General features: G+C 67.8%; 16 protein-coding genes. 11 read left to right on the plus strand and 5 right to left on the minus strand.

Annotation, left to right across the window (positions count from 1 at the left end; translation table 11 throughout):
• Positions 1 to 197: 197 nt before the first annotated feature.
• The 3 genes from AWC14_RS23425 to AWC14_RS23435 are packed head-to-tail and all read right to left on the minus strand — an operon-like array spanning position 198 to position 2,497.
• Positions 198 to 1,148 carry an LmeA family phospholipid-binding protein gene (locus AWC14_RS23425; protein WP_045385268.1) on the minus strand — a complete coding sequence of 317 codons (951 nt, stop codon included), beginning with the start codon at positions 1,146 to 1,148 and terminating at the stop codon, positions 198 to 200.
• Positions 1,145 to 1,963, minus strand: coding sequence for a carbon-nitrogen hydrolase family protein (locus AWC14_RS23430; RefSeq protein ID WP_045385266.1), 819 nt, complete (start codon positions 1,961 to 1,963; stop codon positions 1,145 to 1,147). Before AWC14_RS23430 ends, AWC14_RS23425 begins: the two co-directional genes overlap by 4 nt.
• Positions 1,964 to 1,984: 21 nt before the next feature.
• The gene (locus AWC14_RS23435; protein WP_045385264.1) at positions 1,985 to 2,497 is read right to left on the minus strand and encodes a DUF2505 domain-containing protein; all 513 of its coding nucleotides are present in this window, start codon (positions 2,495 to 2,497) and stop codon (positions 1,985 to 1,987) included.
• Positions 2,498 to 2,523: 26 nt separating this feature from the next.
• Between AWC14_RS23435 and AWC14_RS23440 the strand changes: the two genes are divergently transcribed.
• Together AWC14_RS23440 and AWC14_RS23445 are read left to right on the plus strand one after the other, a co-directional pair.
• Complete coding sequence (locus tag AWC14_RS23440) at positions 2,524 to 3,588, plus strand: UDP-N-acetylmuramate dehydrogenase (protein ID WP_045385261.1); 1,065 nt, start codon at positions 2,524 to 2,526, stop codon at positions 3,586 to 3,588.
• Between the two features lie 113 nt (positions 3,589 to 3,701).
• Positions 3,702 to 4,946 (plus strand): L,D-transpeptidase, encoded by a 1,245-nt coding sequence (locus tag AWC14_RS23445; protein WP_081968376.1) that lies wholly within the window; start codon positions 3,702 to 3,704, stop codon positions 4,944 to 4,946.
• Here AWC14_RS23445 and AWC14_RS23450 read toward each other — a convergent pair.
• Complete coding sequence (locus tag AWC14_RS23450; RefSeq protein WP_057003070.1) at positions 4,921 to 5,661, minus strand: SDR family NAD(P)-dependent oxidoreductase; 741 nt, start codon at positions 5,659 to 5,661, stop codon at positions 4,921 to 4,923. The two genes, AWC14_RS23445 and AWC14_RS23450, sit on opposite strands and share 26 nt — an antisense overlap.
• Before the next feature lie 205 nt (positions 5,662 to 5,866).
• Here AWC14_RS23450 and AWC14_RS23455 point away from each other — a divergent pair, with 205 nt between their 5' ends.
• From AWC14_RS23455 to AWC14_RS23485, 7 genes are all read left to right on the plus strand, one after another.
• Positions 5,867 to 7,153 (plus strand): ROK family transcriptional regulator, encoded by a 1,287-nt coding sequence (locus AWC14_RS23455; protein ID WP_057003086.1) that lies wholly within the window; start codon positions 5,867 to 5,869, stop codon positions 7,151 to 7,153.
• 35 nt (positions 7,154 to 7,188) lie between these two features.
• The gene (gene mshA, locus AWC14_RS23460; RefSeq protein ID WP_045385256.1) at positions 7,189 to 8,475 is read left to right on the plus strand and encodes a D-inositol-3-phosphate glycosyltransferase; all 1,287 of its coding nucleotides are present in this window, start codon (positions 7,189 to 7,191) and stop codon (positions 8,473 to 8,475) included.
• Between the two features lie 51 nt (positions 8,476 to 8,526).
• Positions 8,527 to 9,051, plus strand: coding sequence for a type III secretion system chaperone family protein (locus AWC14_RS23465; protein WP_045385253.1), 525 nt, complete (start codon positions 8,527 to 8,529; stop codon positions 9,049 to 9,051).
• Positions 9,052 to 9,064: 13 nt separating this feature from the next.
• The gene (locus AWC14_RS23470) at positions 9,065 to 9,814 is read left to right on the plus strand and encodes a phosphoglyceromutase (RefSeq protein ID WP_045385250.1); all 750 of its coding nucleotides are present in this window, start codon (positions 9,065 to 9,067) and stop codon (positions 9,812 to 9,814) included.
• Between the two features lie 130 nt (positions 9,815 to 9,944).
• The gene (locus AWC14_RS23475) at positions 9,945 to 11,171 is read left to right on the plus strand and encodes a sensor histidine kinase (RefSeq protein ID WP_081968375.1); all 1,227 of its coding nucleotides are present in this window, start codon (positions 9,945 to 9,947) and stop codon (positions 11,169 to 11,171) included.
• Between the two features lie 49 nt (positions 11,172 to 11,220).
• Positions 11,221 to 11,904, plus strand: a complete 684-nt coding sequence (gene regX, locus AWC14_RS23480) for a two-component sensory transduction protein RegX (protein WP_045385245.1) — start codon at positions 11,221 to 11,223, stop codon at positions 11,902 to 11,904.
• Between the two features lie 72 nt (positions 11,905 to 11,976).
• Entirely contained in the window at positions 11,977 to 12,888 is a 912-nt protein-coding gene (locus AWC14_RS23485) for an oxygenase MpaB family protein (protein WP_045385243.1), read from the plus strand.
• A 6-nt stretch (positions 12,889 to 12,894) separates the two neighbouring features.
• Here the strand turns inward: AWC14_RS23485 and AWC14_RS23490 are convergent, their stop codons facing one another.
• Positions 12,895 to 14,253: an oxygenase MpaB family protein gene (locus AWC14_RS23490; protein WP_045385241.1), complete on the minus strand. Its 1,359-nt coding sequence runs from the start codon at positions 14,251 to 14,253 to the stop codon at positions 12,895 to 12,897.
• On the opposite strand from AWC14_RS23490, the gene AWC14_RS23495 reads away from it, so the two are divergent.
• The gene (locus AWC14_RS23495; protein WP_142281810.1) at positions 14,206 to 15,012 is read left to right on the plus strand and encodes a TetR/AcrR family transcriptional regulator; all 807 of its coding nucleotides are present in this window, start codon (positions 14,206 to 14,208) and stop codon (positions 15,010 to 15,012) included. The two genes, AWC14_RS23490 and AWC14_RS23495, sit on opposite strands and share 48 nt — an antisense overlap.
• A 211-nt stretch (positions 15,013 to 15,223) precedes the next feature.
• Positions 15,224 to 16,960 (plus strand): SDR family oxidoreductase, encoded by a 1,737-nt coding sequence (locus AWC14_RS23500; protein WP_045385236.1) that lies wholly within the window; start codon positions 15,224 to 15,226, stop codon positions 16,958 to 16,960.
• Position 16,961: the final 1 nt, after the last annotated feature.

Below are 16,961 nucleotides of genomic sequence, written 5' to 3' on the forward strand. Positions count from 1 at the left end.
GGGCGGAGCGGGGCGGCGGGGTTCCTGCGGTCGGCCGCTCTGCGGGATTCGCTGGGTGGGTGATTGGGACGGGCCGGGAGTCGGCTGCGGGCGTCCTGGGGGGCGAGCCCATTCCGACCCGTCGCCGCGAGAGGGCCCTTGCGGAGTCGTCACTAGCGCGATTTTGCCCTATCGAACTGAACGAAGTCGAAGGTTGGTCACAGCTTGGCGAAGCACGGGTCCGACTGGCCGGGCGGTATCGACGCGTTACGCGTCGAAAAGTGGGCTGTCACACCGTCATCGGTGACCTTCACGGCATCGGCGTGAATACCGAGCGGGTAGTCGTTGATCAGCCGCGAGGTGAAGACGTCCAGCGCATCCTGCGCGGTCTCGGCCGGCACCGGGGCGCCCATCGCCGTGACCGAGACGACCTTCAGCGACAGGCCGTTGTTCGCGACGGCGGGCTTGACCGTGACGCTGCCCAGGCCCAGTGCGCCCTTGAGCTCGATGGTTCCGGCGCTCGGATTGGTGGTCACGCTGTTGACCAGGCCGCCGACGAACGGAACCGCGTCGGCCACCGTTTCCTTGATGCCTTCGGACGTCCAGGTGATGGCGGCGTCCAGCGCGCCGATGGTGCCCTTGGAGTTGGCGTCGCCGTGCAGGTTGACCTCGCTGATCGCGATGTCGGCCCGCATGCCCTTGGCGCTGCGGATCTGGTTGCCGGCGGTTTTGATCGAGATGTCTCGGTAGTCGCCGGCCAGGTGCTGTAGCAGGAACGGGTACGGGCCGAACGAGACGCTGGCCTTGTCCTGCACCACGCATTCGGTGGCCGCGGCCACCACGCTGTCGGCGCGGTGGCGGGCATACAGTTCGCCGCCGACCAGGCCGGCTGCGCCCAGCAACAGCACGATGACGGCGACCAGGACGATCGACAGCGGGTCGCGGAACAGGCGGCGCTTGGATTTTCCCGGCATTTTCACGGTTGCGGCGTCCTCGGCTGGGTACTCCTGGACACCCGGCGGCGGGGCCCAGGCCGCGTCTGCCGGCTGCTGCTCCGGCGTGGTCTGCGGTGAGTCGGACGGTCCGTGCGGCGGCGCGGCCGCGTCCTCGCTGCCCGGCCGAGCCCAAATCGACGGGTCGTCGTGCGGAGGTCCCTGCGGGTTCGTCACCCGGGCGATTCTGCCTTATCGACGTGCGGGAAGTCGGCTTGGTTGCGCAGGACCGCGATGGTGTCCCGCGCCGTCGCGACCTGGTCGAGGTCGATGTCGGCGACCAACAGCTGCGGGTCGGCGCCGGCCGAGGACACCACCTCGCCGAACGGCGACACCACCAGGCTCCCGCCGACCCCGGTCGGTGCGCCCGAGCCGCTCAACGGCTGGCCCGGGTCGGCCTGCCCGGCCGCCGCGATGTAGCTGGTGGAGTCCAGCGCGCGGGCGCGCGCCAGCAACGTCCACTGCTCGAGCTTGCCGCGCCCGGCGCCCCACGACGCGGCGATCGCGATCAGTTGCGCGCCCCGGCGCGCCAGCGTGGTGTAGAGCGCGGGGAAGCGGATGTCGTAGCAGGTGCTCAACCCGACCCCCACCCCGTCGACCGTGATCACCACCGGCTCGCGACCCGGCGCGACCGTGCGCGACTCGGTGAACCCGAACGCGTCGTAGAGGTGAATCTTGTCGTAATGCGCGTCGATGCCGGGGCCCGCGGCCAGCAGGGTGTTGGTGACTCGTCCGTCGCCGGCCGGGGCGAACATGCCGGCGATCACGGCGATTCCGGCGTCGGCGGCGATGCGGCGTACGCCGTCGGCCCACGGGCCGTCGACCGGTTCGGCGATCGGTGCCAGCGCCACCCCGAACCGGCACATCGTGGCCTCGGGGAACACCACCAGCGCCGCGCCGGCGTCGGCGGCCCGGGCCGTGTAGTCGCGCACCAGGTTCAGGTTGCCGGTCGGCTCGGTGCCGCTGAGGATTTGGGCCACCGCAATCCGCATGACGGCCAGCCTAGAACCGTCTCAGGCGGTCTGGCTGATCCACATGGTGGTGAAGCGCTGCTCGGCGATCAGCAGCTCGACCAGCTGGTTGCCGATGAAGTTCTCCAGCTTGCCGCCGACCAGCGGTATGCGCACCTCGACGGTCGCCCGAAACTTCAGCCGGGCGCCGCCCGTCTCGGCCACCGGCTCCAGCACGGCGGTCCCGGTCAGCGCCGCCGGCGCGTCGATGATCGCCCCCGCGACAGTGGCATTGGCGATCCCGTCGCTGATCCCGGTCCACGTCTCCTCGCGCCGGATGCGCAGATCGCCGCGGTGGAACTGAGTGACCACGGCCGGCAGCCGGTCGCTGCGCAGCACCTGCGTGGTGACCACGTCGATGCCGCCGTCGTCATCGACCCGCAGTACGTCCAGCGTCGCGTCGTCGGCGCCGGAATCGGCCAATCGGGCCCGCCAGTACTTCTCGTCGCCGAATGCCCGAAGCACATCTTCGACGGTCGCCCCGTAGTCCGTGGACATGTCGAATGAACGCGGCATAGCAGGTCACGCTACCGTTACCGCCCGTGGCGGGAACGTTGTTCGCGGGTGCGCGCGTCGCCGAAAACGTGCCGTTGGCGCCGCTGACCACCTTGCGCGTCGGACCCGTCGCGCAACGCGTGATCACCTGCACCAGCACCGAACAAGTGGTCGCCACGCTGGCTCAGCTGGATGCCGAGAACTGCCGGCCGATGCTGGTGTTGGCCGGCGGTTCCAACGTGGTGATCGCCGATACGCTGACCGGCCTGACCGTGGTGCGCTTGGCCACCAGCGACATCAGCATCGAGGGCAACGTGCTGCGCGCACAAGCCGGCGCGGTGTGGGACGACGTGGTGGCCACCTCCGTCGCCGCCGGCCTGGGCGGGCTGGAGTGCATGTCCGGCATCCCCGGCTCGGCGGGCGCCACCCCCGTGCAGAACGTCGGCGCGTACGGCGCCGAGGTGGCCGACACCATCACCCGGGTGCGGCTGTTGGATCGGCGCAGCGGCGACGTGCGCTGGGCGCCGCCCGGCGAACTGGGGTTCGGCTACCGCACCAGCGTGCTCAAGCATTCGCAAGACGCCGTCGTGCTGGAAGTCGAGTTCGCGCTGGACGCGTCGGGCCGCAGCGCGCCGCTGCGCTACGGCGAGCTGATCGCCGCGCTGAATGCCAAGGCCGGCCGGCGCGCCGACCCTGCGCAGGTACGCAAGGCGGTGCTGGCGTTGCGGGCCCGCAAGGGCATGGTGCTCGACGCCGCCGACCACGACACCTGGAGCGTGGGCTCGTTTTTCACCAATCCCGTTGTGCCGCAAGAGGTTTACCAGCAGCTGGCGGATCGGGCCGACCGGCCGGTGCCGCACTATCCGGCGCCCGACGGCGTCAAGCTGGCCGCCGGGTGGCTGGTCGAGCAAGCCGGCTTCGGCAAGGGCTATCCGAATACCGACAGCGCGCCCTGCCGGTTGTCGACCAAGCATGCGCTTGCTTTGACGAATCGCGGTACCGCCACCGCGGCCGACGTGGTGGCGCTGGCGCGCACGGTGCGCGACGGCGTCCGCGATGTGTTTGGCATCACACTCGTACCCGAACCGGTGCTGGTCGGCTGCGAGTTGTAGCCGCGCGTGCGCGGGGAGGGCCGTTTTCGCCGGTATCTTTGTCTGTCGTGAACACAGCGCGCGACCTGCCGTCGATCAACCGGCGCCGGGCCTTGTCGACGCTGGTGGTGGGGATGTTCGCGCCCAGCGTGCTGGCTGCTTGTGCCGGGGGGTCGACCAAGCAAGCCGATAAGGCCAAACCACCGGCGGCGCCGAGTTTGACGTTCCACCCGGCCGACAAGGCCGAGGACGTGGTGCCCACTGCGCCGATCAGTGTCGAGGTGCGCGACGGCTGGTTTCAGAAGGTGGCGCTGACGAATTCGGCCGGCAAGGTGGTGGCCGGGTCGCTCAACCGCGACCGCACCCTCTACACCATCACCGAGCCGCTCGGCTACGACGCCACCTACACCTGGAGCGGCTCCGTGGTGGGCCACGACGGCAAGGCCGTGCCGGTGGCCGGCAAGCTCACCACGGTCACGCCCACCAAGGTGATCGACGGCGGATTCCAGCTGGCCGACGGGCAGACGGTCGGGGTGGCCGCGCCGATCATCATCCAGTTCGACGCGCCGATTGCCGACAAGGCCGCCGTCGAGCGTGCACTGAAGGTCACCACCGACCCGCCCGTCGAGGGCAGCTGGGCCTGGCTGCCCGACGAGGCCGAGGGAGCGCGGGTGCACTACCGCACCCGCGAGTACTACCCCGCCGGCACCAAGGTCAACGTCGAGGCCAAGCTGTACGGGCTGGCGTTCGGCGACGGCGCCTACGGCAAGCAGGACATGAGCCTGGCCTTCCAGATCGGGCGGCGCCAGGTGGTCAAGGCCGAAATCTCGTCGCACCGCATCCAGGTGGTCCGCGACGAGGGCGTCATCATGGACTTTCCGTGCAGCTACGGCGAGGGCGACAAGGCGCGCAACGTCACCCGCAACGGCATCCACGTGGTCAGCGAGAAGTACTCGGACTTCTACATGTCCAATCCGGCCGCGGGATACAGCAACATCCACGAGCGCTGGGCCGTCCGGATCTCCAACAACGGCGAATTCATCCATGCCAACCCGGCAAGTGCTGGCGCACAAGGGAATTCGAACGTCACCAACGGCTGCATCAACCTGTCGACGGCCGACGCCGAGCAGTATTACAACAGCGCCATCTACGGTGACCCGGTCGAGGTGACCGGCAGCCGGATCGAGCTGTCCTACGCCGACGGCGACATCTGGGACTGGGCCGTGGACTGGGACACCTGGGTGTCGATGTCGGCGCTGCCGCCGTCGAACGGGTCCAAGCCGTCGCCGGCGTCGCTGCCACGCAGTGCCCCGGCCACGCCCAAGGACGCGCCGACGCTCTCGGGCACCCCGACTACGAGCGTCCGACCCGGCGGCTAGCGGTGGCCTGGTCGCGCGGCCGGATCACGATCTGGTCGAGGTTGACGTGCGACGGGCGCGACGCCACGAACCCGATCACCTCGGCGACGTCGGCGGCCACCAGCGGCGTCATCCCCTCGTAGACCGCGTCGGCGCGCTGCTGGTCGCCGCCGAAGCGCACCAGCGAGAACTCCGTTTCGACGGCGCCCGGCGCAATTTCGGTGAGCCGCACCGGCTTTCCCAACAGCTCGCCGCGCAGCGTGCGGTGCAGCGCACCCTGCGCATGCTTGGCCGAGGTGTAGCCGGCGCCGCCGTCGTAAACCTCGAACGCGGCGACCGAGGTGACCGTGACGATCAGGCCGTCGCCGGACGCGATCAGCTTGGGCAGCAGCGCGCGGGTCATCCGCAGCGTGCCGAGCACGTTGGTCTCCCACATCCAGCGCCAATGCTCCAGGTCGGCGTCGGCCACCGGCTCCAGGCCCTTGGCGCCGCCGGCGTTGTTGACCAGCACGTCGACCCGGTCCAGCCCGGCGGCCAGCGCCTCCACCGCGGCGCCGTCGGTGACGTCCGCGACCACGGCGGTGCCGCCGATCTCGTCGGCCAGCTTCTCGATACGGTCCGCCCGGCGCGCCACCGCCACCACGTGAAAGCCTTGGGCTGCAAGGGTTCTCGCGGTCGCTTCGCCGATCCCGGCGCTGGCGCCGGTGACCACCGCGACGCGCTTCGAAGTCGTCATCGGGACCACTTTAATAACCGTGCTAAATTCCTGGTGTGTACTCGAGCGCTGTGTTCGGTCTGACGTCCGCGTGTCTGTTCGCGGACTGCGCATGTTGTCGCTGCGCACTTTGCCGCGCCTGACCGGCCTTGTAGAACCACCGAAGCCGGCGTGCGGCCAGGACCCGCCATCGGAACTCGGATAAGGACACACGCCCGTGCGCACCATCACTCTCAGTACCGTCACCAGCCACTCACACAGTCGCAAGACCCCGCTGCGGACTCGCCACGTCGTGGCGCCGTCGCTGCAGCTCTCCGACGCCGCCGCGGCGTCGGTGTTCCGGGCCGTGCGGCTGCGCGGCCCGATCGGTCGCGACGTCATCGCCCAAGCCACCTCGCTTTCCATCGCGACGGTCAACCGCCAGGTCATCGCGCTGCTTGACGCCGGCCTGCTGCGCGAACGCGCCGACCTCGCGGTCGCCGGCGCCATCGGGCGCCCGCGGGTGCCCGTCGAGGTCAACCACGAGCCGTTTTTGACCCTGGGCATCCACATCGGCGCGCGAACCACCAGCATCGTGGCCACCGATCTGTTCGGCCGCACGCTGGACGCTGTCGAGACTGCGACGCCGCTCAGCGGGCACGCGTCTGCGCTGGCGTCGCTGGCCGACGGCGCCCGCCGCTACCTGCGGCGCTGGCACCGGCGCCGGCCGGTGTGGGTCGGGGTGGCGATCGGCGGGGCGGTCGACGGCGTCAGCGGGCACGTCGACCACCCGCGGCTGGGCTGGCGCGACGCCCCGGTGGGCCCGGTGCTGGCCGAGGCGCTGGGACTGCCGGTGTCGGTGGCCTCGCACGTCGACGCGATGGCCGGGGCCGAGCTGCTGCTGGGCATGCGCCGCTTCACGTCGAACTCGTCGACCAGCCTGTACGTCTACGCCCGCGAGACCGTGGGGTATGCGCTGATGATCGACGGGCGGGTGCACAGCCCGGCCAGCGGCCCGGGAACCATCGCGAACTTGCCCGCCACTTCCGAGCTGCTCGGCGGGTCCGGGCAACTGGAGTCCACGGTCAGCGACGAGGCCGTGCTGACCGCGGCCCGACGGCTCGGTCTGCTGCCGGGGGTGCGAACGGCGACGCGTAGCGGCTCGGGCATCACGGAGCTGATCAAGACCGCGCGGGCCGGCAACCAGCAGGCCAAAGACCTGTTGGCCGAGCGGGCCCGGGTGCTCGGCGAAGCGGTCGCGCTGCTGCGTGACCTGCTCAACCCCGACGACCTGGTGGTCGGCGGGCAGGCGTTCACCGAATACCCCGAGGGAATGGCGCACGTCGAAACGGCATTCGCCGCGCGCTCGGTGCTGCCCCGCCGGGACATCCGGGTCACTGCGTTCGGCAACCGGGTGCAGGAGGCCGGGGCCGGCATCGTGTCGCTGGGCGGGTTGTACGCCGACCCGCTGGGCGCCATGCGGCGCGCTCAGGGCCCGGCGTTGCGGGTCGCAGCCGCCGAATCGTCCGCCTGAGGTGGCCCGTCGGGCGGTGCTGCAAAGATGGCGGTGTGCCACATAACGCGCTGCCCCGGCTGGACGTCTCCGAGTTGACCGATCCCCGCCGGGTGGCGGTGCTATCGGTGCACACCTCGCCGCTGGCCCAGCCGGGCACCGGGGACGCCGGCGGAATGAACGTCTACGTGCTGCAAAGCGCGCTCCATCTGGCTCGCCGCGGCGTTCAGGTGGAGATCTTCACCCGGGCCACCGCGTCCACCGATCCGCCGGTCGTGCAGGTGGCGCCCGGCGTGCTCGTGCGCAACGTGGTGGCCGGGCCGTTCGAGGGCCTGGACAAATACGACCTGCCCACCCAGCTGTGTGCCTTCGCCGCCGGGGTGCTGCGCGCCGAAGCCGCCCACGAGCCCGGCTACTACGACATCGTGCACTCGCACTACTGGCTGTCCGGACAGGTCGGCTGGCTGGCCCGGGACCGCTGGGCGGTGCCGCTGGTGCACACCGCGCACACCCTGGCGGCGGTCAAGAACGCGGCGCTGGCCGACGGGGACGCTCCTGAGCCGCCGCTGCGCACGGTCGGTGAGCAGCAGGTCGTCGACGAGGCGGACCGACTGATCGTCAACACCGAAGATGAAGCGGCACAACTGGTTTCGCTGCACAACGCCGATCCCGCGCGGATCGACGTGGCGCATCCCGGGGTGGACTTGGACGTGTTCCGCCCGGGGGACCGCCGCGCCGCCCGCGCCGCACTGGGGTTGCCCCTGGATGAGCACGTGGTGGCTTTCGTTGGCCGCATCCAGCCGCTCAAGGCGCCCGACATTCTGCTGCGCGCGGCCGCGAAACTGCCGCGCGTGCACATCGTGGTGGCCGGCGGGCCGTCGGGCAGCGGGCTGGCCGCCCCGGACGGCCTGGTTCGGCTGGCCGACCAATTGGGTATCAGCGACCGCGTGACGTTCCTGCCGCCGCAGTCGCGCTCCGAGCTGGCCCGGCTGTTTCAGGCCGCCGATCTGGTGGGGGTGCCCAGCTATTCGGAGTCGTTCGGGCTGGTCGCAGTGGAGGCGCAGGCCTGCGGGACGCCGGTGGTGGCGGCCGCCGTGGGCGGGCTACCGGTGGCGGTGCGCGACGGGGTCAGCGGCACCCTGGTGTCCGGGCACGACGTGGACAGGTGGGCCGATGCCATCGACGGGCTGCTGCGGCTGGACGGCGCGATGAGCCGCTCCGCGGTCGAGCATGCCGCGACGTTCTCGTGGGACAACACCGTCGACGCGCTGCTGGCCAGCTACCGTCGTGCGATCGGCGAGTTCGCTGCCCGTGGTGAGGTCCGCGAGTTGATGCGCGCATGAGTCGCGCCGACGACGATGACGCCGGCGTAGCCGGGGTCGAGGAGTGGCGCCATGACTGACGTACACAAGGTGATCGAGGACGCCCTGAACGCCAGCCATCTGACTTACTCGCGGCACGAGGGTGCGCACGGCGGCTCGCCCGGGGTGGTCGTGGAGCTGCCCGGCGAACGCAAACTCACGACCAACACGATCCTGAGCATCGGCGAGCATTCGGTGCGCGTCGAGGCGTTCGTGTGCCGTAAGCCCGACGAGAACCACGAGGGTGTCTACCGGTTTCTGCTGCGTCGCAACCGCCGCCTCTACGGCGTCGCGTACACGCTCGACAACGTCGGCGACATCTACTTGGTGGGCCGGATGTCGCTGGCGTCGGTGAGCGCGGCCGAAGTCGACCGGGTGCTCGGCCAGGTGCTCGAGGCGGTGGATTCGGACTTCAATACGTTGCTGGAGTTGGGTTTTCGGTCGTCGATCCAAAAAGAGTGGGAGTGGCGGCTGTCGCGCGGCGAGTCACTGAAGAACCTGGAGGCGTTCGCGCATTTGATCGACGAGGACGACGACGCGGACACCGGACGCGCGTGAGAGACTTGCCGGCATGGCAGAGACTTCCAGGCTGGTGTTGCTCCGCCACGGCGAGAGCGAATGGAACGCGCTGAACCTGTTCACCGGCTGGGTGGACGTCGACTTGACCGACAAGGGCCGCGCCGAAGCGGTCCGCAGCGGCGAGCTGATGGTCGAACACGACCTGCTGCCCGACGTGGTGTACACCTCGCTGCTGCGGCGGGCGATCACCACCGCCAATGTGGCGCTGGACGTCGCGGACCGGCACTGGATCCCGGTGCGGCGCAGCTGGCGGCTCAACGAACGCCACTACGGCGCATTGCAGGGCCTGGACAAGGCCGAAACCAAGGCCCGCTACGGCGACGAGCAGTTCATGGCGTGGCGGCGCAGCTATGACACGCCGCCGCCGCCGATCGAGAAGGGCAGCCAGTTCAGCCAGGACGCCGACCCGCGCTACGCCAACATCGGCGGCGGCCCGTTGACCGAATGCCTGGCCGACGTGGTGGCCCGGTTCCTGCCGTATTTCACCGACGTCGTCGTGCCGGACCTGCGCTCCGGCAAGACCGTGCTGATCGCCGCGCACGGCAACTCGCTGCGGGCGCTGGTCAAGTACCTCGACGGCATGTCCGACGAGGAGGTCGTCGGGCTCAACATCCCGACCGGGATCCCGCTGCGCTACGACTTGGACGCCGACCTGCGGCCCACGGTCGCCGGCGGGACTTATCTGGATCCCGAGGCCGCCGCCGTCGGCGCGGCCGCGGTCGCCAGCCAGGGCACCCGCTGATGCGTCGACGGGCTCGTTTGGCAAACAACACATGAACAGCGGTCGAACACCTTCGCCGCAGGGTGTGACATGTCCGGTTTTGGCCTTGCGCTGCTGGGGTGAAGTTCATGGGGATTTGTAGGATTTTTATGTGACTGTGTTCTCGGCGCTGTCGCTGGCCGGGGTATCGATTCTCTTGGCGTTGGCCACGGGGATCGCCATCGGCACCCGACTGGCGCCGCGGGTCGTCGAGCGACGGCAACGGGTGGCGGCTGAATGGGCCGGCATCACCGTCGCGCAGATGCTGCAGCGCATCGTCGCCCTGACCCCGGTGGGCACCGCGGTGGTCGACAGCCACCGCGACGTGGTGTATCTGAACGACCGCGCCAGGGAACTGGGGCTGGTGCGGGACCGCCTGCTCGACGATGAGGCGTGGGATGCGGCGCGGCGGACGCTCGCCGGTGGCGAGGACGTGGAGTTCGACCTGCTGCCGGGTAAGCGCACCGGGCCGGGACGATCCGACTTGTCGGTGCACGGGCAGGCGCGGCTGTTGAGCGAGGAGGATCGCCGCTTCGCGGTGGTATTCGTCTACGACCAGTCCGAGTACGCCCGCATGGAGGCGGCCAGGCGCGACTTCGTCGCCAACGTCAGCCATGAGCTCAAGACCCCCGTCGGCGCGATGGCCGTGCTCGCCGAGGCGCTGCTCGCCTCCGCCGACGACCCGGAGACGGTGCGCCGGTTCGGTGAAAGGGTCCTCGTCGAGGCCAAGCGGCTGGGTGACATGGTCGGCGAGCTCATCGAGCTGTCCCGGCTGCAGGGCGCCGAGCGGCTGCCCGACCTTGGTGCCGTCGACGTGGATACCGTTGTCTCTGAAGCGATTTCACGCCACAAGGTAGCGGCTGAGAATGCCGACATCGAGGTCCGTACCGACGCGCCCAGCGGCCTGCGGGTGCTGGGGGACCAGGCGCTGCTGATCACCGCGCTGGCCAACCTGGTATCCAATGCGATCGCCTACTCGCCGCGCGGATCGCTGGTGTCGATCAGCCGTCGCCGTCGCGACAACAACGTCGAGATCGCCGTCACGGACCGGGGTATCGGCATTCCGCGCAAAGACCAGGAGCGGGTCTTCGAGCGGTTCTACCGCGGCGACAAGGCGCGCTCGCGGGCCACCGGCGGGACCGGGCTTGGACTGGCGATCGTCAAGCACGTCGCGGCAAACCACAACGGCAGCATCGGATTGTGGAGCCAACCGGGTACCGGCTCGACGTTCACGCTGTCGATCCCGGCCTACCACGACGAACTCGAAAAGCCGCCGGAGCCCCAAACTCGAACCAAGAAAGCACTTGCACCCGTACGAGAGGAAGAACTACGTCGATGACCCGCGCTGACGACGATGCAGAGCGAAGCGATGAGGAGGAGCAGCGCTGATGACCAGTGTGCTGATCGTGGAGGACGAGGAGTCGCTGGCCGATCCGCTGGCGTTTCTGTTACGCAAGGAGGGCTTCGAGGCCACCGTGGTGACCGACGGGCCGTCGGCGCTGGCCGAATTCGACCGTGCCGGTGCGGATATCGTGCTGCTCGACCTGATGCTGCCGGGCATGTCCGGCACCGACGTGTGCAAGCAGTTGCGCGCGCGTTCGAGCGTGCCGGTGATCATGGTGACGGCCCGCGACAGTGAAATCGACAAGGTGGTCGGCCTGGAGTTGGGCGCCGACGACTACGTGACCAAGCCGTATTCCGCCCGGGAGTTGATCGCCCGAATCCGGGCCGTGCTGCGCCGCGGCGGCGACGACGACTCCGAGGTCGCCGACGGGGTGCTGGAATCCGGGCCGGTGCGCATGGACGTCGAACGCCACGTGGTGTCGGTGAACGGTGAGCAGATCACGTTGCCGCTCAAGGAATTCGACTTGCTGGAGTACCTGATGCGCAACAGTGGCCGGGTGCTGACCCGCGGCCAGCTGATCGATCGGGTGTGGGGCGCCGACTACGTTGGCGACACCAAGACGCTCGACGTGCACGTCAAGCGGCTGCGCTCCAAGATCGAAGCCGACCCGGCCAACCCGGTGCACCTGGTGACGGTGCGCGGCCTGGGCTACAAGCTGGAGGGCTAGTAGGTAGCGCTCGCGCGGAGGCCACCATTGACAGCGCGCGTTGTCAACAGTAGGTTCGGCTGTGGGTAAATCATGGATGGCCAAGGGGATTCCCGGCTCGACGGGCGCTTGCAACTCGGTCCAGACTCGCTGCTTTGGCGATGGGCCGGGGACATGCGGATCGCGTTCGAGGGCGGCACCGCCGGCCTGTTGCAGACCATGCACCCGGCGATCGGGTATGCGCTGATCGAGCACTCCAACTTCTTCGACGATCCTGTCGATCGGGTATTCCGTTCTCTGCCAGGGATTCTCGGCACGGTCTACAATGGGCCGCAGGCGGAAACCACCGGCCGGCAAGTCCGCGACTACCACCGCGACATCAAGGGCGTCCAGCCGGACGGAACGCGCTACCACGCGCTCAATCCCGAGACCTATTGGTGGGCGCACGCCACTTTCCAGCGGATGGTGGAGCGCGTCGCCGAGTTCTGGGACACCCACCGCCTCACCGAGACTGAGCGCGACCAGCTTTACCGGGAAGGGTGCGAGTGGTATCGCCAGTACGGGATGACCGAATCCGTGCTGCCGGGCGACCGCGCCGAGTTCGACAGCCAATGGGTCCACTACTGCGACGAGGTCCTAGAGCCCAACCCCGCTTCTGATTACCTGATCGAGTTCATCAACCGCACCGCGATCCCGGACATGAGCTCGTCGCCGTTTTTCCCCGCGCCGCCCGCGCTCAAGCCCATCGCCAACCGACTGCTTCCGGCCTGGCCGGTGCGTGCGCTGCTGGCGCCGCCGATGCGGCTGGTGATCTTCGGCGGGCTGCCGGCCAGCGTGCGGGAGCGATTCCAAATCTCCTGGACGGCATACGATCAACGCGCCTACACCGCGGTGCGCGCTTCGATCCGCGCGGCGTGGCCGTATGTGCCGGCATCGCTGAAATGGCATTACACCGCTCGCAAGGGGTGGCTGCGCGAAACCGGGAAACTGCCGAGGCGTTTCTAGGTCGACCTAACGGATTGGACAGCCCGCCGGCGTGTTCGGGGTTTGGTCGTGATGTTTGAACGGCGAGCCGTTGACTCCCGCGCGCTTCGCGAGGACTTTGGTCAACCGCACACCGGCCAGCTCCCAGGGATCGCCAAACGCCGCGCGGGTAGCCATCCGGACCCGCCGACCGGGGATCCGGTCCGTCAGCATCCGAGACTTCACGGCCGTATGAACAGCCAACCCGGTCAACATCTTCCACGGTTGCAACGGCACATCGCGGTATGGCGTCGCGGCCACCAATGCGCGGGCCAGCGCGTCACCGCTGTAATACGCGACAGCGCCGATCGCCGGCGAAACAGCCGATCGGGCAAGCGTTCCGGCCACTCCGGGAACCCGAGCGAGGTTGTCGGAAGCGGCGCCCGCCATCTGGGCGGTCCAATCGGTCGGGCCGCCGGCAGTGGAAGTCGCATACTGCGCCAACATAATTGCATCTTCGGCGTTGGTCGGGATTATCTCCGGTGCAACACCGAACACGTAGGCGATGTAGGACCAGTACAGCATCACCGCGTCCATCTCCGCGCGCGACTTCTTCCGGCCATGATTGTGATCGGTGAGCATTGGCAACAGTGCGAACGTAACTGCCGCGCCCATCGTCAGACTGGTCGAGATCGGGTTGCCATGAAAGTCGAAATGGTCATCGCCCCAGGAGTTCCGGAGTCCGATCCGTACTTGGGAGTGCATCAGCCGGACCCGCACGGTGTTCTTGAATTCGTCGCCGAAACGATCCAGGAAGCCCGGTTTGGTCGCGTCGAAGAACCATTGCACGGTTTCGACATTGCGCACCGCGAATCGGTTGACGAACCGGCCGGTTGCCCCGACCGCCGAAGACACCTCGGCGCCGACGAAGGTGCCGATCGCGTCCTGGATCACCATTCCGACCTTGCCGGCCAGGGAACAGTCAATCCATAGCCGCCGGCCCTGTTTCCATACTCTCGGGTCGTGCCACGCCGGCGGATTGTCCAGGCTGGCAAAGAGATCCACCAGCTCCTGCGGTGGATCGTCCAGTGCATCGATACCCTGTTCAAGCGCTTGGTCGAGCAGTCGGCGGCCATGTTTCGCACCGATCTCGCGAAACTTCATGGCCACCGCGTCCATCAGGCGATCGCCTTGCCAGTAATGGTCGATGAACAACGCCAGCAGCTGGGACTGCCGCTCCGACAGCGACGTCGGTTTGAATGCGTCGAACACCGGCAAGGCACTCCAGGCCGGGTCGGGTTGTAACCGTGGGGGCGCCGGCCGCAACGGCATCCCCGGTTCGTAGTAGTAGTCGTAGCGGTGTCGCCCCGCCGTCACGGGCGTGGCCGGCGTCGCTGCCTTGGTCATCGCGAAGTCCTTCCCGCCATCGGCGACTCACGTCACAAATCCACGATAAAGCTGAACAGAACTCACTTACAATTCAGTTTTGTCAGGGCCAGCGGCTCCAACGCGGGGGACCATATGACCACGTCAAAGAGGAAAAATCCAACACAGAAGAGGGCCCAGGAAACGATCAAGCGGATCCTTGACGCTGCGGCTCAGCTTCTCGGCGGGATCGGTTATCACCAGTTGTCGACCAACCAGATCGCCGAACAGGCGCATGTGAGCATCGGAACGGTCTACCGCTACTTCAACGACAAGAGCGACATCATCTCGGCACTGCGGGCGCGGGCCGAAGGCGACATCATGCACCGCCTCATCGACGGGCTTGCGGCGGCATCGGCCATGGAGGCTCCGGCGGCAGGGCGACACGTGGTAACCACACTCGTCGAGGCGCTCGAACGCCATCGCGGCGTGATCACCGCGATCGTCAATGACCTGCCGATGGGCATCCAAAGCAACGTTCTGCCGACAATCGAGCAGCAGCTGTACCACATCGCCCGACTCGCCTTGCTGCAGCGTTTTCCGCAGCTGTCGGCGCGGGATACCGACGAAATACTTTATCTCGGAATGGGAATCGTGCTACACACCGCACTGCGGATCGCGATCGGACGACCGCCGCATCTGGACCGCGAATCGTTGATCGACCGAACCGCAACACTGGTGAGCGCGGCATCGATCGTGGCCGGTGACACGGCATCGACATCGGTAACCGCGCAGAACTGACAAATCTGTCGGACGCATAAGCGACGACAGTGTTCGCCGCCGGGACATCTTGACATTCCTATTACAGACGGTACACGATACCGATAGTAATGCGGACTGACGTGTCACACAGTTAATTGTCAGCACTGCCGGACGGAGCATCGGGATGGACTCAGCATTGACGACGGTCGGGCGGCCGGCCGAGGCGACACCTGAAGCCCCGAGCCCGCGCATGGTCCGTAACGGCGCCGTTGAGATCGCCGTCTATGAGCAGGGCAATCGCGCCGGTGAGACGTTGTTGCTGCTGCACGGCTGGCCAGACTCGCACCACATGTGGGACGGCGTGACGCCCCTGTTGACCGGGCGATTTCACGTGGTGACCGTCGACAACCGCGGTCACGGCAACTCGACCAATCCGAGGAGCTACCGGGAATTCACGTTGGATGCCCTGGCCAGTGACTACCTCGCGGTGATCGACGCTGTCAGTCCCGACAAACCCGTCCATGTGCTCGCCCACGACTGGGGCAGCGTCGCGATGTGGGAATTGGTATGCGACAGTTCCGCGCAACACCGGATCGCCTCCTTCACCTCGGTGGCAGGACCCAACGTGGCGCATCTGTTGATGTGGGCGCGCAACCGGTTGAAGCGGCCGACGCCGAAGAATTTGGGATTGGTGCTGGCACAGGCGGGGTCGCTCAGCTACATGCTCTTCCTCATGCTGCCGTGGCTTCCCAAGGTCACGCTCCGCCTGGTGGCGAAGCGGGATCGGTGGCGCGCCTGGCTGCATCGAGCCGAGGGCGCCAGTACGGACCAGATTCACCTTGGGCCGACGTTCGAGAAGGACATCGGCAACGGGCTCCGGATCTATCGCGCCAATTTGTTCTCCCAGTGGAAGCTTCGGGAGCGCTTCACCCAGGTCCCGGTACAAGTGATCGTTGGAAGCCGTGATCCGGCGGTTCGCCGGGGAAGCTTTGCCGACGAACCGAATTGGGCGCCGACGGTGTGGCAGCGCGTGGTCACGGGTGGGCACTGGCTGGCGTTCTCCCATCCGGAGTTGCTCGCCACCGCGACGGTCGAACTGATCGATGCGACCTCGGGCTTGCCTCCGGCAAGGGGTTTGCGTCGCGCCGAGATGGGAAGGCAGCGGCTGCCATTCGAAGACCAGCTTGTGGTGATCACCGGGGCGGGCAGCGGGATCGGCCAAGCGACCGCGCTGGCGTTTGCGCGAGAAGGTGCCGAGATCGTGCTCTCCGATATCAATCTGTCGTCGGCGAAAGAGACAGCCGCACTGGTCGCCGAGAAGGGCGGCACCGCGCACGCCTACCGTCTCGATGTCTCCGACGAGGACGCTGTCACGGCACACGCCGACGAGGTCCTTTCCGCGCACGGCGTGCCGGATGTACTGGTCAACAACGCCGGCGTCGGTCAGGCCGGCCGGTTTTTGGCCACCCCCTCTGCGGATTTTCGCCGGGTGCTTGAGGTCAATCTGTATGGAGTGGTCAACGGATGTCGCGCGTTCGGGCCGAGCATGGCACGCCGCGGCCTGGGTGGACACATCGTCAACGTGTCGAGCATGGCTGCGTACTCGCCGCAACAAGGCCTAAGCGCCTATGCGACAAGCAAGTCTGGGGTGTTCATGTTCTCCGACTGCCTGCGTGCCGAGCTCGCGTCGGCCGGTATCGGTGTCAGCACCATCTGCCCCGGTGTGGTGCACACCAACATCATTCGTAACTCGGTCGTGACCGGCCTGTCCGACGAGGAAGCCGCAAGAAAGGTCGCGATGGTCGACCGCGCCTACCGGCTGCGCCATTACAGCGCCGACAAGGTTGCCAAACAGATCGTCAAGGCCGTCAAGACGAACAAGCAGGTCGTCCCGGTGACGCCGGAAGCACGCCTCGCCTATCACCTCAGCAGGCTGGTCCCGGCCGTCGGGCGCCTGAACGCCAAATCGGTTGCGCTCGCTCGATGAC

Origin of the sequence: Mycobacterium kyorinense, assembly GCF_002101735.1 — a bacterium.
Lineage (GTDB): Bacteria > Actinomycetota > Actinomycetes > Mycobacteriales > Mycobacteriaceae > Mycobacterium > Mycobacterium kyorinense.

Coding starts and splice junctions, on each gene's coding strand:
- AWC14_RS23430 (WP_045385266.1), bottom strand. CDS start 1,963: ATGCGGATTGCGGTGGCCCAAATCCTCAGCGGCACCGAGCCGACCGGC.
- AWC14_RS23435 (WP_045385264.1), bottom strand. CDS start 2,497: ATGCCGCGTTCATTCGACATGTCCACGGACTACGGGGCGACCGTCGAA.
- AWC14_RS23445 (WP_081968376.1), top strand. CDS start 3,702: ATGTTCGCGCCCAGCGTGCTGGCTGCTTGTGCCGGGGGGTCGACCAAG.
- AWC14_RS23450 (WP_057003070.1), bottom strand. CDS start 5,661: ATGACGACTTCGAAGCGCGTCGCGGTGGTCACCGGCGCCAGCGCCGGG.
- AWC14_RS23465 (WP_045385253.1), top strand. CDS start 8,527: ATGACTGACGTACACAAGGTGATCGAGGACGCCCTGAACGCCAGCCAT.
- AWC14_RS23470 (WP_045385250.1), top strand. CDS start 9,065: ATGGCAGAGACTTCCAGGCTGGTGTTGCTCCGCCACGGCGAGAGCGAA.
- regX (WP_045385245.1), top strand. CDS start 11,221: ATGACCAGTGTGCTGATCGTGGAGGACGAGGAGTCGCTGGCCGATCCG.
- AWC14_RS23485 (WP_045385243.1), top strand. CDS start 11,977: ATGGATGGCCAAGGGGATTCCCGGCTCGACGGGCGCTTGCAACTCGGT.
- AWC14_RS23490 (WP_045385241.1), bottom strand. CDS start 14,253: ATGACCAAGGCAGCGACGCCGGCCACGCCCGTGACGGCGGGGCGACAC.
- AWC14_RS23500 (WP_045385236.1), top strand. CDS start 15,224: ATGGTCCGTAACGGCGCCGTTGAGATCGCCGTCTATGAGCAGGGCAAT.